General features: G+C 44.5%; 9 protein-coding genes and 1 tRNA gene. 5 read left to right on the top strand and 5 right to left on the bottom strand.

Going from position 1 to position 15,624, the window contains the following annotated elements:
• Positions 1 to 22 precede the first annotated feature (22 nt).
• Positions 23 to 838, bottom strand: a complete 816-nt coding sequence (locus FLA_RS00050; protein ID WP_076379575.1) for a helix-turn-helix domain-containing protein — start codon at positions 836 to 838, stop codon at positions 23 to 25.
• Positions 839 to 1,253: 415 nt separating this feature from the next.
• Here FLA_RS00050 and FLA_RS00045 point away from each other — a divergent pair, with 415 nt between their 5' ends.
• From FLA_RS00045 to FLA_RS00035, 3 genes are all read left to right on the top strand, one after another.
• On the top strand, positions 1,254 to 5,327 hold the full coding sequence (locus tag FLA_RS00045) for a hybrid sensor histidine kinase/response regulator transcription factor (protein ID WP_076379576.1): 4,074 nt from the start codon (positions 1,254 to 1,256) through the stop codon (positions 5,325 to 5,327).
• A 121-nt stretch (positions 5,328 to 5,448) separates the two neighbouring features.
• Positions 5,449 to 8,433: a SusC/RagA family TonB-linked outer membrane protein gene (locus tag FLA_RS00040; RefSeq protein ID WP_076379577.1), complete on the top strand. Its 2,985-nt coding sequence runs from the start codon at positions 5,449 to 5,451 to the stop codon at positions 8,431 to 8,433.
• A gap of 24 nt (positions 8,434 to 8,457) precedes the next feature.
• Entirely contained in the window at positions 8,458 to 10,083 is a 1,626-nt protein-coding gene (locus tag FLA_RS00035) for a RagB/SusD family nutrient uptake outer membrane protein (RefSeq protein ID WP_076379578.1), read from the top strand.
• Between the two features lie 99 nt (positions 10,084 to 10,182).
• On the opposite strand, the gene FLA_RS00030 is transcribed toward FLA_RS00035, so the two are convergent.
• Positions 10,183 to 11,076: a right-handed parallel beta-helix repeat-containing protein gene (locus tag FLA_RS00030; protein WP_076379579.1), complete on the bottom strand. Its 894-nt coding sequence runs from the start codon at positions 11,074 to 11,076 to the stop codon at positions 10,183 to 10,185.
• Between the two features lie 161 nt (positions 11,077 to 11,237).
• Between FLA_RS00030 and FLA_RS00025 the strand changes: the two genes are divergently transcribed.
• Positions 11,238 to 12,089, top strand: coding sequence for a TIGR02452 family protein (locus tag FLA_RS00025; RefSeq protein ID WP_076379580.1), 852 nt, complete (start codon positions 11,238 to 11,240; stop codon positions 12,087 to 12,089).
• A 120-nt stretch (positions 12,090 to 12,209) separates the two neighbouring features.
• On the opposite strand, the gene FLA_RS00020 is transcribed toward FLA_RS00025, so the two are convergent.
• Positions 12,210 to 13,064, bottom strand: coding sequence for a dioxygenase family protein (locus tag FLA_RS00020; RefSeq protein ID WP_144264045.1), 855 nt, complete (start codon positions 13,062 to 13,064; stop codon positions 12,210 to 12,212).
• Positions 13,065 to 13,244: 180 nt separating this feature from the next.
• Between FLA_RS00020 and FLA_RS00015 the strand changes: the two genes are divergently transcribed.
• The gene (locus FLA_RS00015; RefSeq protein ID WP_076379581.1) at positions 13,245 to 13,850 is read left to right on the top strand and encodes a pentapeptide repeat-containing protein; all 606 of its coding nucleotides are present in this window, start codon (positions 13,245 to 13,247) and stop codon (positions 13,848 to 13,850) included.
• 160 nt (positions 13,851 to 14,010) lie between these two features.
• Here the strand turns inward: FLA_RS00015 and FLA_RS00010 are convergent.
• Together FLA_RS00010 and dnaA are read right to left on the bottom strand one after the other, a co-directional pair.
• Positions 14,011 to 14,099 (bottom strand) — tRNA-Ser (locus FLA_RS00010).
• Between the two features lie 94 nt (positions 14,100 to 14,193).
• Positions 14,194 to 15,624, bottom strand: coding sequence for a chromosomal replication initiator protein DnaA (dnaA, locus tag FLA_RS00005; protein WP_076379582.1), 1,431 nt, complete (start codon positions 15,622 to 15,624; stop codon positions 14,194 to 14,196).

The following is a 15,624-nucleotide window of genomic DNA, read 5'->3' as shown; positions in this document are numbered from 1 at the left end:
TTTAAGAAAAGTAATTGCACATTTAAGAAATTGTGCTCTGCACCTCCTGTCTGAACTGCATAGGCGTCATGCCCGCTTTCTTATAAAAGAACCTGCTGAAATACGATTTATCAAAACCCAGTTCGTAAGCAATTTCTGTGATGCTTTTACTGGAGTTCACCAGCAGCTTGCGCGCTTCTATATGTTTGCGCATATCAATGAGTTGCAGCACACTTTTACCCATTACACGGGTAGTCATATAGTTTAATGAACGTAGCGAAATATTGAGTTGTTTGGAATAAAATTCCACCTTATGATTATAAATAAAATTCTCTTCTAACAGGCGCAGAAATGTTTTACAGATAAGATACTCCCGCTCTTTAAAATCTTCCCGCACCACTTCATTCTTGCGCGCAAAATCTACCTTAGCCAACAACGACAGCAACAGGTACTGAATGCTTTTAGAATCAACCTGTTCTGCCACATACTCGCACAATATCATTTTAAACAACTGGATAATAGTGCCCTGTAAGGCAAAAGAAGTAAGCGGCATACAGCACGAGTCGAAGAAAGTAGCAAACAAATCCACTTTGTTAGCAGGTAAAAACTCGTTTTTAAACCGGATCACATAACCCATGGCCTGCTCGTCGGGAATAAACTTATCCGTTACTCCCTGCGGGATGTAAATGATAGCAGGCAGGCTTGCCTGTTCGCCGTAAAAGGAGGAGTTTTTCCTGGCTCCCCCTTCTGTAAGCAGAATTAACTCAATAAAATCTTCTTCTCCCTGCCTGTCAGGCATAGTACGCATTTGATGGCCCATTAACGGCGTAAGCTCAAATGATTCAAATAACTTGCTCATTGGTTAGATCGATTTTCTCAAAATTGATATTACCCGGATAGCAACCACCCTTTTCAGCTTCGTTACTGGTCAGGCAACAAAAGGGCAAAGTGCGCCACCGCTGTGTACAGAACTTTTTTGTAACAGGCAAGTCAACGTCAGTAACAGTTGGTTGTGTAAATAAGAACCAGGGAGTTATGAAAATGCACGCGGAATACATTTCCATATCTTCTCGTAATAACAGTTAGTATCAGGCATCCGGCAAATATTTATTAAAAAACAGTGCACTAAATATTTACAATAGCAATGTCCGTTTTATTCCAATAGGTTTACTAGTGGAAAACCATCATATATTTTTTATTTCTTAATTTTTCCATTCATAAAATGGCTATTTTTATACAGTATAATGCATTGTGAGAACATTTAATTGACGATTGTGCCATATAAGATCCTACTCTGGGTGTGCTTTGCCTTATTTTGTACGGCAGGCGTTTCCGCCCCTTCTTTTCCCGTAAAATACCTTGGCATTGAACAAGGCCTAAGCAATAACGCGGTAACCAGTATTTACCAGGACCATCGCGGCTTTATGTGGTTTGGTACCTATGATGGGTTGAACCGGTTTGACGGATATAATTTTACGATATTTCGTAACAAGATAGAAGATACCAGCTCACTCAGCACAGCCAACATTTTTTCGATGGATGGCGATAGCCAGCACAACCTGTGGATTGGAGGGCAAAAAGGTGCCAACATATTTAACCCCGCTACCGGGGCATTTACCGTTCCCCGCTTTATAGCCCTGAACGATACAAGGCAGCAACCCCTACAGGACGACATTCATTGCATCAAGGCCATCAATGCCCAATGCGTGCTATTAGGATCGCGCCACAACGGTTTATTGGCGTTTGAGCAGGCATCGCGCCACGGCTGGCAGGTAGCCCTGCCCGGCGGTGCTGCCGGCAACGCAGGCAACTACAATGTAACCGCCATAGAATACGACACAGCACTGCAACAGGTATGGGTGTGTATTCAGCAGGCCGGCCTGTTTCAGTATCATATTGCCAACCGCACACTTACCCTGGTAAATGCCGGAATACGCAATGCGAACAGCCTGAAAAAAGCAGGCAACGGCAATTTATGGGTAGGTACAGATAATGGACTGTATCTATACAACACCCGCACACAAAGCTTTTCGGGTAATGTAATGACGCAACCCGGCAATGTGGTTTCCCTTTGCGAAGATCATGCCCGCAACTTATGGATAGCCACAGACGGCAGCGGCGTATGGCTGCTGCCGCAAGGCAACCAGCAGGCACAACCATTAGTGAATGCCGATAAAACACCTGTTGTAAACAGCAATGCCGTATATGCTATTTATGAAGACAAAGAAGGCCGCAAATGGATAAGCACCCTGCGTGGCGGCATTAACCTGATAGCTGCACAGGCCCAACCTTTTACCAACATGGTATACAATGCGGGCAAACAACAAAACCCTACGGAAAATTTTATTCTTTCGTTTTGCGAAGATGCACAAAAGAACCTGTGGATAGGTACCGATGGTGCAGGACTGCGTTACTGGAACCGCAACGCTAACACTTATACCACTTACACCCGAAATAGCAGCAGCAATAGCCTTAGCAGTAATTTTATTACCGGCATCACCCACGACTACAATAATGACATATGGGTATCTACCTGGTTTGGCGGCGTAAACCGCCTGCACAGGAACAGCAACACTTTTGAACATTATAACTGTATCAATCCCATCACCCGGGCTGTTGAACCCAATGTATGGCTGGTATACGAGGATAAACAAAAATGCCTGTGGGCCAGCACTACCAACGACGGTAGTTTATACTACTTTAACCGTGCGCAAAACAGCTTCCTCCTTTTTGACCCCTCCCTGGTAAACCTGCAGTGCCTGGCCGAAGACCGTTCGGGACATTTATGGGGCGGCAACTATCACTCCCTGATACAAATAGACCGGCAACAAAAACAACATCGCACCTTTACCATAGGCTATCCCATAAGATCTATTTATGAAAGCAGCCGCCGGCAACTATGGGTAGGCACACAAGGCGGGGGCCTGTTATTGTTTACGCCGTCAACCGGGCAATACAAACGCTTTACCACAGCAGATGGCCTGCCCGGCAACACCATACTTCGCCTGCTGGAAGATGAATGCGGCAACTTATGGCTAAGCACCTATAACGGTCTGTGTAAGTTTAACCCGGCTACCGGCTATTGCCAGAACTTTTCCAGCTCGGACGGGCTGCAAAGCAACCAGTTTAGTTTTAATGCGGGACTGGCTTTATCATCCGGAGAGTTTTTATTTGGGGGCATTAAAGGCTTCAATATCTTTTACCCCCACCAGGTGACCACGCACACCACAGCCCCTGCTGTATATATCAGCGGCATACAGGTAAGCAACAACCCTATAGACAAACATCCTTCCTATATAGACAACCGCAACGGAGAAGCGATTGAACAAATAAGCATTCCTTATAACCAGGCCGCCCTTACACTCGACTACACCGCGCTGGAATATGGCCACAACGATAAAATAAAATACGCCTACTACCTGGAAGGATGGGACAAAGGCTGGAACTATGTAAACAACATACGCTCCGCCAACTATTCGCGGCTGCGCGAAGGCAGCTATACTTTTAAACTAAAAGTCACCAACGCCTATGGCCAATGGAGCAACGAAACCGCCTTGCTGCAAATAACTATATTACCTCCCTGGTATCGTACCTGGTGGGCAATGCTACTATACATGCTATGTGGCAGTGCACTTATTTATCTGTATATACGCTACACCCGCCGCCAGGAACGGTTAAAGTATGAAATACAATTAGCGCACATAGAACATGAAAAAGACAAAGAGATCACGGAAAAGAAGCTATCCTTTTTCACCAATATCTCGCACGAGTTCAGAACCCCGCTTACCCTTATCATAAACCCGTTAAAAGAAAAAATACACCAGCAGGGCGGACAGGCCGATACCGACATCACTATTGCTTACCGCAATGCCCGGCGTTTGTTAAGCCTGGTAGATCAACTACTGCTGTTTAGAAAAGCCGACAGCGGAGAAGACAAACTGCATTTATCGGCCTTTAATATTATTGAACTGGGCAAAGAAGTACACCAGTGTTTTATTCAGCAGGCACGCGCCAAAAATATCACCTATCAATTCAACTACCCGGCCAGCACCATAGAACTGCACGGGGATTATGAAAAGATTGAAATAGCCCTGTTTAACCTGCTATCGAACGCATTTAAGTTTACACCGGATGGCGGCACTATCGTGTTTGATATTGCAGAAGAAGAGCACACTGTTACCCTGCGTGTAAAAGACAATGGCTGCGGCATTAATGCAGCCGACATGAACACCATTTTTCAACGCTTTCAGCAATCGCGCGCTGCGTATCTGTCGCAAAAAAGCGGCTTTGGCATAGGTCTTTACCTGGTAAAACATTTTGTAGAAAGCCACCAGGGCACCGTGCAATGCCAAAGCACTGCACAACAAGGCACCAGCTTTACCATTAAGTTACACAAAGGCATTGCACACTTACCGCACAACTACCTACCTGTTGCCGCCGCACCTAAGTGTGAACTACTGGAAGAACTGGCTATTGATTCAGAACCCACCAGCCTTCCCGACCCCGAAGTAACATTGGAAGGCAAAACGGCAGAAGAAGTAGTTACGGATAAGAAATCGATTTTACTGATAGACGACGACCAGGAAATACGCCGGTACCTGCATCATTTATTTGATAAAAAATACCTGTTGTATGAAGCCGCCGACGGACAGGAAGGCCTGGAGCTGGCCGAAGCCCATGTGCCGGATTTAATTATCAGCGACATACAGATGAAAAACATGAACGGCATTGACATGTGCCGTATCATTAAACAAAGCGAAAAACTGGGACACATACCCGTTATTTTGCTCACCGCCTCTGCCGACAACTCCCGCAAACTGGAAGGTATTGAAGGCGGCGCGGAGGATTACATTACTAAACCCTTTGACTCGGACATTTTACAGGCCCGGCTAGAAACCCTGCTGCGTAACCGCAGTTTATTACAACGCTATTTCTTCGACAATATCACCCTAAAAGAAAGCAATATTAAAGTACCAGCCGAATACCAGGACTTTTTAAAACGGTGCATTGCCGTGGTGGAAGAAAATATAGACCGGGAAGATTTTACCATTAAAAAGTTTGCCCGCGAACTGGGCATTAGCCACAGCGGACTTTACCAGAAAGTAAAATCCATTTCCGGCCAGTCGCCCAATGCCTTCATCCGTAGCATCCGGTTACGCCGGGCTGCCGTGTTGCTGTTAACCGAAAACATGAACATTACGCAGGCAGCTTTCCAGGTGCGCATTAACGACATTAAATATTTCAGAGAGCAGTTTGTAAAGCTGTTTGGCGTTACCCCCTCTCAGTACATCAGAAAATACCGCTATTCCTTCAACAACACACACAACACCGTCAAAACAGGCAAATAGGCCTTGAAAATTGGCGATTTACCCCCTGTTTTTTAAAAACTACCCCCCTTTTCGGCGTCTGCCGTAAGGCTAATATTACACTGTTTTCACAGCGTAACGATTCCTCACAATAGAATGCCATATGACACAAAAATCAACAGGGTACATACTGTATGTATTCCTATTACTTGCTTGTTTACTAACGCTTTCAACCCGGCAAGCCCAGGCCCAGACCAAAAAAATTACCGGAAAGGTAACCGATAGCAAAGGGGTTGCCTTACAGGCGGTAAGCATTACCATTAGCGGCTCTAAAGCCGGCACTACCACCGACAACAATGGAAATTTTGTCATCAGTGCTGCTACCGGCGCCACGCTGCATTTTTCTTCGCTGGGCTACTTAACCCAAAGCGTACCGGTAGGTAGCCAAACCAACGTTTCCATTATCCTGGCCGATGATCCGCAAAAGAACCTGGCCGATATAGTGGTAGTGGGATATGGTACACAGAAAAGATCGGATGTGACCGGATCGGTAGTATCGGTTCCTAAAACCCGTTTATCACAACTACCGGTTACCAACATTATGCAAGCCATTGAAGGCTCAGTGGCAGGTGTAAGCATCACCACCACTTCATCGGTTCCAGGCAGTAGCCCTGCCGCCCTGGTACGGGGGCAAAACTCTATCAATGCCAACTCAGGCCCTTATATAGTGGTAGATGGTATTCCCCTCAGCAAAACAGGCGGCTCACTGAACGACATTAATCCGAACGACATTGCTTCGGTAGAGGTATTAAAAGACGCCTCCGCTACTGCCATTTATGGAACCAACGGTGCCAACGGCGTTATTTTAGTGACAACCAAACGCGGCACCACCGGCAAAGCAGTGATACGCTATAACGCCTACACAGGCATGGAGAATATGGCGCATGTGCTTACGCCCCGCAATGGACCTGAGTACGTTCAAAAATATGCCGACTGGTTAAAAGCCACCAACCAGGCCCAGACTTCGCCAGTACCTAACAGCGGCGAGCTGCCCAATTACAACGCCGGCATTACCAAAGACTGGATTAAAGAAGCTACCCAAACAGGTATTATACAAGATCATAACCTGAGCATTTCGGGCGGCAATGCCGATGTACGATATTTTGTATCAGGCGAATACATGCACCAGAAAGGTGTGGTAAAAGGCTACCAATATAAACGCATCAGCATTCGCAGCAACCTGGACATTAACGTTACCAGTTTTCTTACCATAGGCACCTCGCTGTTCTTTGCCAACAACAACTACGATGGCGGTCGCGCCAACCTGTTAATGGCATCGGCTATGAGCCCATATGGTCAGGAATACAATGCGAACGGCACTTATAAAATTTACCCGATGGCACCCGAGCAGCTGTTTACCAACCCCATGCTGGGCCTGGTAACCGACCGCCTGGACCGTAGTGTAAACGCCAACGGCAATGGCTATGCGGAAATTAAATTTCCCGGTGTGTTAAAAGGATTGAAGTATCGTTTAAATGCAGGCTATACGTTTTTACCTGCCCGCAAAGCATCGTATACAGGCCGTTTAGCCAACGACTTAATAGGCACTGCCAGTGTAGTCAATGCCGAAACACAAAGCTACACACTGGAAAATGTAGTCACTTATGCACGTGACTTTAAAAAGCACCATATTGACTTCACAGGATTATACAGTGCGCAACAACGCAAGTGGATAGAAACTACTGCCGGAGCCACAGGCTTTGTAAACGATAATTTATCCTATAACAACCTGAGCGCCGGAGCCACACAAACCAGCAAAACCGTTGCTGATCGTTACGCACTCAATTCACAAATGGGACGCATTAACTATACCTACGACAGTCGTTATTTGTTTACCGTAACTGCACGTCGCGACGGCTCTTCCGTATTTGGCAGCAGCAATTCAAAATATGGAATATTCCCTTCTGCTGCTATAGGATGGAACGTAAGCAACGAACGCTTTATGCAATCCATTGGCTGGATCAATAATTTAAAACTCAGGGTATCGCATGGTAAAGCCGGCAACGAAGCCATTGATGTATATAAAACCATCTCCACCGACGGCACTGTACGCTCTCCTTTTAACGGAGTAAGCACCATAGGCATTACACCTTCTAACCTGGGCAATACTTTCCTGGGCTGGGAAAGCACTATCAGCACCAACCTGGGTGTAGACTTTAGCTTGTTTGCCAGCCGCCTGTCGGGCACTATTGAAGTATATAAATCCAATACACGCGATTTATTACTACAACGCAACCTGCCCCTGGTTACCGGCTACGCGAATGTATACGACAACCTGGGCAAAACAGCCAACAAAGGCATAGAAGTAACCCTAAACAGCAAAAACATCAACGGCAAAGATTTCAGGTGGGAAACCTCGCTGAACATTTCGGCCAACCAAAACAGGATTATTGATTTATATGGTAACAAAAAAGACGACATAGGCAACAAATGGTTTATAGGCAAGCCCATTAGCGTGATATATGATTACAAAATGGCTGGCATCTGGCAAACCGGTGAAGATGCCTCCAAGCAAGACCCCGGCGCTAAAGCAGGCGACCTGAAATTTGTAGACGTTAACCACGATGGTATTATTACTGCCGACAGCGACAGGGTAGTATTGGGTCAAACAGCACCTAAATGGTCTGGTGGTATTACTAACACCTTCCATTATAAAAACTGGCACCTGAACATTTTTATTCAAACAGCGCAGGGTATGACCAAAAACAACAACGACCTTACCTATGCCGATGAAACAGGTAAAAGAAATACACCTGTAGAAGTAGGCTACTGGACAGCCGACAATAAAAACAACACACGCCCTTCACTTAGCTATAACAACACCCGTGGCTATGGTTATGCCTCTAACGCCAGCTATACGCGCATCAAGGATATTACCTTAAGCTATGTATTCTCACAAAAGATACTGGACAAGCTCAACATAGGCAGTATTACTTTATATGTAAGCGGACGTAACCTGCATACGTTTACCAACTGGATTGGCTGGGACCCTGAAAACAACTATTCACAAAGAGGATCGGGTGATTGGACCAACAACTACCCTACCGTTCGTTCCTTCGTTTTCGGAGCAAACATCAGCCTGCGTTAATTACCATACCATAAACTGAATATCATGAAAAAGCATTTATATATATTTCTCTTAGGCTCGCTTACCCTGGGTGCCTGCAAAAAAAGTTTCCTGGACGAAAATCCACCATCCAGCTACACGCCCATCACAGTAAGCGATTCGCTGGGCCTGGAAGCCTCCTTAGCTGGTTTGTATAATAACTTCAGCACCCAACTTACTTATTCCAACGCTCAGGGCTATCCAAGTGTATGGCAGGTAGGTACTGATGTGGCCAATGCCACCGCCAACCAACAGGGCATTGAAATTCCTTACTACAACTACACCCTGTTAACTCAAACAGATGGCGCCGCTTCTTACTTATGGGGTAAAGAGTATACTTTGATTAACCTTGCCAACACTATCATCGCCAGCCTGACCAATCCTTCGCTGAACATGACAGATGCGGGTAGAAAAGCGATGGATGGGGAAGCTAAATTTTTCAGAGGGCTGGCTTATAACACACTGGCCACCTGCTATGGCGGGGTGCCTATTATCACCACACCGGTAACAGGCCCTAAAACAGATTTTGTGCGTGCCCCTTTGGCTGATGTAGATGCCTTGGTGGCAGCCGACCTCAACGATGCAGTTACTAACCTACCCGATATTGAATCAGTAAAAACCAATACCAAAGGCAAGATGTATGGCCGCGCCAATAAATACATGGCCATGCAATTGCTGGCAGAAGCTTATTTACGCATGGGCAAAAACGACCTGGCCGAGCAACAGGCGCAGGCCGTTATCAACAGCGGCCGTTTTAGCTTAATTAAATCACGCTATGGCATTAAAACCAGCCTGCCCGGCGATTATTATTCCGACATGTTTGTGTATGGTAACGAACGCAGGGTACAAGGCAACACCGAAGCGATTTGGGTGCTGGAACAGGAAAACCCGGCTACAGTAGTAGGTGGCAACACCGACAACGCCCAGCAACGCCGTGTATGGGGCGCCGCCTATCACAACATCAGCGGCCTGGTGATCACCGATTCAACCGGCGGACGCGCACTGGCACGTTTACGTTTAAGTAACTGGGTATTGTATGGCTTGTATAGTGATAAAGACATTCGCAACTCGCAATACAACATCCGCCGCAAGTATTATTACAACGACCCCGCCAACGCCAACTATGGCAAACAGGTACCTTACACCGGAGATGATACGTTGTTTAAGATATGCCCGCATACCACCAAGTGGTACCAGTTTGATCCTAACGACGTATTTGGCTATGCAATGATTAAAGACTTTATGATGATGCGCCTTGGCGAAACCTACCTGTTACTGGCCGAAGCGCAATTAAAACAAGGCAAGCTGCAACTGGCTGCAGACAATATCAACGAACTGCGCAAGAGAGCATTTGGTAGCCTGTACCCTGCACAAGGACAAGTGAACTCCACAGATATGACATTAGACTTTTTACTGGACGAACGCGCACGCGAACTGATAGGCGAAGAAAACAGGCGTATGACACTGATGAGAACCAAAACACTGGTTGACCGCGCCATTCGTTTAAACTCAAACGATCCCGTACACCCAACAGTAGGCCTTACCAAAACCAACCTGTTACTACCTATTCCTTTATCAGAAATTCAGCTGAATAAAGATGCAGTACTGGAACAGAACGAAGGCTACCATTAATCAATAATCCCCCCATAATCAAAAGCCCTTTCACCATTACAGTGAAAGGGCTTTTTAATAATCTCTTACGCTACCTGTAACTAACAGGCTGACTCTGTATTAATAAATTCTATAAAACAGGGTGGTGCCATTACCTGTACCGGTGCTACCCGTAATAGTAATATGACCAGTGTTACCATTACCATCATAACCAGCAGCTTTGTTGTAGCTGGAAGTACAATTGGTAACAGTGTGCGGTACCACCTGACCTGCACTACCTAATTTAAAACCATTACCATCGCCATTAGTGCCATAACCATTGTTGGTAGCAGTACAGTTGGTAATAGTTACTTTGTAAGGCTGGCCATACAAATCCCATCCGTCATCTGAATTGTGATTAGCTGTGCAATGATCAAAAAGATTATTGACACCAGCAGATAGTTTACAAGCAAATCCATCGGCGTTTTCTCCGCCATCTGCAACATCATAGTTTTCAGTAGAAGTACAATAGCTGATATTGTTATCGTGTGATCCGTTATAAATTTGTAAACCAGAATCACCATTGCCTGTGGTGATCACTTTGTATACATAATTGTAGCCGCCTGTTTGAAACACTAAGCCACAATCAGGCGCTTTACGGATAGTCATATTGGTAATGTTCCAATAACTACCATTGACTTTTACACCCCAGCTACCGGAAGGCAAACCGGAACAATCCAGTATCCCTCCTGTAAAATTGATTTTGGAACTGGAAGTACCACTATTTAAACATTGCAACGTACTGGTTAAATAGATGGTGCCGCTAACAGTAATAATATCACCTGCCACTGCACTGGAAATAGCAGCTTTTAACGCAGCTTCTGTAGTTACTGTTGTGCTCTTTAAAGCTGTATGTGGATTAGCAGCTTCTGGTGTTGTTGCTTCGTTAGGCGCAACGGTGTTATCTTTCTTCTGGCAGCTGCCTAAAGCAGCAATAGTCAGCATTAAAAACGCTGTTTTGAGCAATCTTTGCACGTGTTTGAATTTTGAAGGTTAACTAAATGAGCGAGTTATACTAGGTAGGTAAGAGATTAGCTAAAACAATATACAAAAGGCCGGGGAAGAATAAAAGTAAAAGAGACATTTTTTTATTATCCCGAAAAATTATTTCTTTGCGTATAATTAACGCGAACATTATGAAACCCCGAGAACAACGCCTGGCTTTAGCCCAGGAAACCCTTGAGATTATTGAGAAAGGCTGCTACACCAACACCTTACAACAAAACGTATCTATTGCAGAAGCAATGGATTACAGCATCACAAACACACGTTTATACAAACCCGAAGCGCTTCCACTTACTTTTGACAAAACCCATGAAGGCGAGTGTATTATTGAAGTTACACGCGAAAGCACTTTTGCAGCTGCTAAACGATTAGTGCAGGAAGAAGCTGCGGAAAATATTTGTTGTTTAAACTTTGCATCAGCCCGTAACCCCGGTGGCGGCTTTCTCAAAGGCACTACCGGCCAGGAAGAAACCCTTACCAGGGCCAGCGGCTTATATGCATCCCTGGTAAAGCAAACAGATTATTACGACAACAACAGAGCAACAGACTCCAACCTGTTTACTGACCATATTATATACTCTCCGCTGGTGCCTGTGTTCCGGGATGACAATAGCCGGTTAACGGATGACTACTTTACTGTATCTGTAATAACCGCCCCTGCTGTTAACGCTAAACGCCTGGAGGAATATGAGCCGGAGAAAATGGATATGATTACACCGGTGAATTACAGCAGGATGCAGAAGTTTTTATCTGTAGCTGCCGCCCATAAACAAACCACACTTGTATTGGGCGCCTGGGGCTGTGGCATATTCGGTAATGAAACTAAGGAAATGGCTGGCTGGTTTTCGTATCACCTGTTGCAGAATGAAATGTTTGCCAATACTTTTAAAAGAATAGTCTTTGCTGTGTATGCACAGGATGAAAGTGATTACAATTACCAGATTTTTAAAAAAGAGTTTTCTAAGTACACCAATAGAAATTAATTCAACCCTACGCCCCAAAAAGGCAGCTCTACACATGAAGTAAAATCATAAGGATTCACTCCCTTTGATTATGTGGCTTGAGTTGGGTATTATACCTGACTCAAGCCTTTTGTTATTATCCTATGCCTTAGACTCACTCATAGTAGCCGCCCCTATACGGAAGCATCGAAAGCTCATTCCTTTTATCACCTCTTCATAGGTAAATACAATCTCTTCATTTTTCTCGCACAAAGCCAGGCAATACAACATAGGGATATAATGATCCATAGTAGGCACCGCATAGTCTGCTATTTTCCCTAACCGGTAATACTGAAACAAACTACTGATATCCCTGTCAATAATCCGCCCCTTTACCCAGGCATCAAACTCAGCCGCCCATTCATAAGGCTTCCTGCTCCACACCTTTAAAGCTGATAGCTCCAGGTTATGCACTACATTACCACTACCTACAATCAGCACCCCTCTTTTACGCAAGCTGCTCAACTGCCGGGCAATGTTATAATGATAATCCAGCGGCTTTTCCATATCAATGCTCAATTCCAGCACCGGCACAGCAGCATCGGGCGACAAATGCCTTAATACACTCCATGCGCCATGATCCAGCTCACGCTCACTTTCTTCTTTAGCATCGACAGCATTCATTACAAGACGGGCCGCATCAGGAGAGCCAGTGACCGGATACTCTACTGTTTTAAATTGTGGGTTCATATTCACGTAAGTATCCCCCATTGTTAACCAGTGCGCTGAAATAACGAGGATAGCAGCAGGCTTTACAGCGCCCCCCATTGCACGCAGATTACTGGTAAACGGAGTAATATGCGGTGTACGGGAAAAATCCTGATGGCCTACAAAAAACACCGGTAAGGCATCTGTATAAGGCAACGACGCCCCTGTGGCCAGCCACTGTGTTAATCCCTTATTGAACTGTAATAATGGCATCAATGCCAGGAGCCTGAGAAAATCCTTCCGTTTCAATACCTGCGCTTTATAGATGAAAAAGAAGCTAATTCATGAAGCATGACTTAGCGCAGTAAAATTATCCGGGAGCGGGAAATAAAAATTGTTAATACTGGAAGGAACAAGTGTTACCACAATTGCAAAACACATACCCTGCAATAGGGCGTTTTTTGCTATTTTAGGCTAAAATCAAGCAGAATGAGCACATCTGCCAGCACTAACCATAACAAGGAAAATTCCAGGCCTTTATTCACCCACGCAATAGCTCATAAACTACCACTAAACAAGAGTTATGCAAACGAACAGGTACATCGTATCAATATCACCGGCAAACAAATGGACTCACTCATTTTTGAAGTAATGACATTTGAAGCACTTCGTTTTATGAACAACAGTTGCGCAGGCGCTTATTTTACCGGCTGTCATTTTGCGAATATTATTTTTAGCCATTGCCATCTTCGCAAAGCTGAGTTCACTGATTGCACGTTTGAGAATGTTGTACTTGAAAACTGCTCACTTGACCATGCCGACTTCAACAATAGTAAATTGGAACAGGTAAGCTTTCATTTCTGTACAATGGAATGGTTTTATACCACCGACAGCAAATGGCACAATATCCGCATTCAACAATGTTTACTGGACGGCGCTGTTATTACCGATAGCGAACTACAAAACATCGCCTTCCGTAAAAACGAGCTTGAAAGGCATTATCCTTTCAAAGTAAGCGATTCCATAATGCTTCTTTCACATGAGCAGATAAACCTGCCTGATACTGCCACCTTCTTATCTTATGTAATGAAGTAATAAACTGGCTTATATCTGTTGAGCACTCCTACATACGCAAAAGTTGTAGAGCCAGATAATGATATCATTAGTGTTAGCGGTAAACCCGCGCCAGCAAAAGGCTACAGATAAGGCAATAAAAAAGGTCATTGAAGTTCAATGACCTTTTTTTTCTTTTTAGCGGTGAGGAAGGGATTCGAACCCTTGGTACAGTTTAACCCGTACGGCAGTTTAGCAAACTACTGATTTCAGCCGCTCATCCACCTCACCAGTCCCTTTCATTTCGTTAGGGGTTGCAAAAATAAGAATAAAAGTGAATTCACAAAATCTATTTCAACTTTTTTCTGCTCTCTGCGAAAAATTTTTACATGGAAGCCAGCTGCACCTTTTGTGTAAGCTCCATTACGTTCTCTCTGAATAATGTATCGGTGTCCATAAGGTCTTTCACAGTCTGACAGCTGTGTATAACAGTGGTATGATCTCTGCCACCAAAATGCTCTCCAATAGTTTTTAAAGAGTTTTTAGTGAAAGATTTTGCCAGGTACATAGTAATCTGTCTAGCCTGTACAATCTCGCGCTTCCTGGTCTTCTGAAGCAGCTTATCATATGATACATCGAAGTATTCACATACCATCTTCTGTATCGCTTCAATAGTAATTTCCTTGTTGCTTGTTTTAACAAAGTTGCGCAGCACTTTTTTGGCAAGCTCCAGATCAATTTCACGCTTGTTCAAAGAAGACTGGGCCAGCAATGATATCAACGCACCTTCCAGTTCACGAACGTTGGTAGTGATATTATACGCTACGTATTTTACAACTTCGCGTGGCATATCCAAACCATCGTTCTTCATTTTCATTTCCAGAATCTCGATACGGGTTTCGTAGTCCGCCATTTGCAGGTCGGCACTTAATCCCCAACGGAAGCGGCTTAATAAACGCTCCTGCAAACCATCCAGATCTTTAGGCGCTTTATCTGATGTTAACACCAGTTGCTTACCACTTTGATGTAAGTGGTTAAAGATGGCAAAGAAAGCATCCTGTGATTTTTCTGCGCGTGCAAAAAACTGCACGTCATCAATAATCAATACGTCTATCAGCTGGTAAAAATGAATGAAGTCGTTAATAGCATTGTTACGGCTATGATCCTGGAACTGGTTAATAAACTTTTCACTGCTTACATACAGAACCACTTTATTCGGATGTAACCGTTTCACCTCGTTACCGATACCCTGGGCCAGGTGCGTTTTGCCTAAACCCACACCACCATATATAACCAGTGGGTTAAAAGAATTGGCGCCAGGCTTTTCTGCAACAGTTTTACCAGCTCTTCTGGCAACACGGTTACAATCACCCTCTATAAAAGTATCAAAAGTGTAAATGGGATTTAACTGCGGGTCAATCTGCATTTTCTTTAACCCGGGAATAACGAATGGGTTTTTAACAGGATTGTTAATCACCAATGGAAAGTCCATTTCGTTATTAGTATATACTCTGGCTGTGCTGGCAGGTACATCCATAGAGCCGCTGCGCCCTTTGTTGCCACTGTCTACCATAATACGGTATTCCAGCCTTGCATCTTTACCTAATTCACGCTTCAGGGTTTTAGCCAACAGGTTAACATAGTGCTCTTCCAGGTACTCAAAAAAGAATTGACTAGGCACTTGTATCATTAGCACACTTTCCTTCAACTCAACAGGCTTAATAGGCTCAAACCAGGTTTTAAAATGTTGCCATTCTACTATATCCTTAATTATTTTTAAGCAATTGGTCCAAACTATATCAGCGGTCTTGGCCAT

Source organism: Filimonas lacunae (assembly GCF_002355595.1).
Taxonomy (GTDB): Bacteria; Bacteroidota; Bacteroidia; order Chitinophagales; family Chitinophagaceae; genus Filimonas; species Filimonas lacunae.
The sequence above is the reverse complement of the archived record's forward strand: the minus strand, read 5'-3'. Positions and strand labels throughout refer to the sequence as shown.

Excerpts from the sequence above, each read along its gene's own strand:
- FLA_RS00025 (WP_076379580.1), top strand. The coding sequence starts at position 11,238 with ATGAAACCCCGAGAACAACGCCTGGCTTTAGCCCAGGAAACCCTTGAG.
- FLA_RS00050 (WP_076379575.1), bottom strand. The coding sequence starts at position 838 with ATGAGCAAGTTATTTGAATCATTTGAGCTTACGCCGTTAATGGGCCAT.
- FLA_RS00015 (WP_076379581.1), top strand. The coding sequence starts at position 13,245 with ATGAGCACATCTGCCAGCACTAACCATAACAAGGAAAATTCCAGGCCT.
- FLA_RS00040 (WP_076379577.1), top strand. The coding sequence starts at position 5,449 with ATGACACAAAAATCAACAGGGTACATACTGTATGTATTCCTATTACTT.
- dnaA (WP_076379582.1), bottom strand. The coding sequence starts at position 15,624 with ATGGCCAAGACCGCTGATATAGTTTGGACCAATTGCTTAAAAATAATT.
- FLA_RS00035 (WP_076379578.1), top strand. The coding sequence starts at position 8,458 with ATGAAAAAGCATTTATATATATTTCTCTTAGGCTCGCTTACCCTGGGT.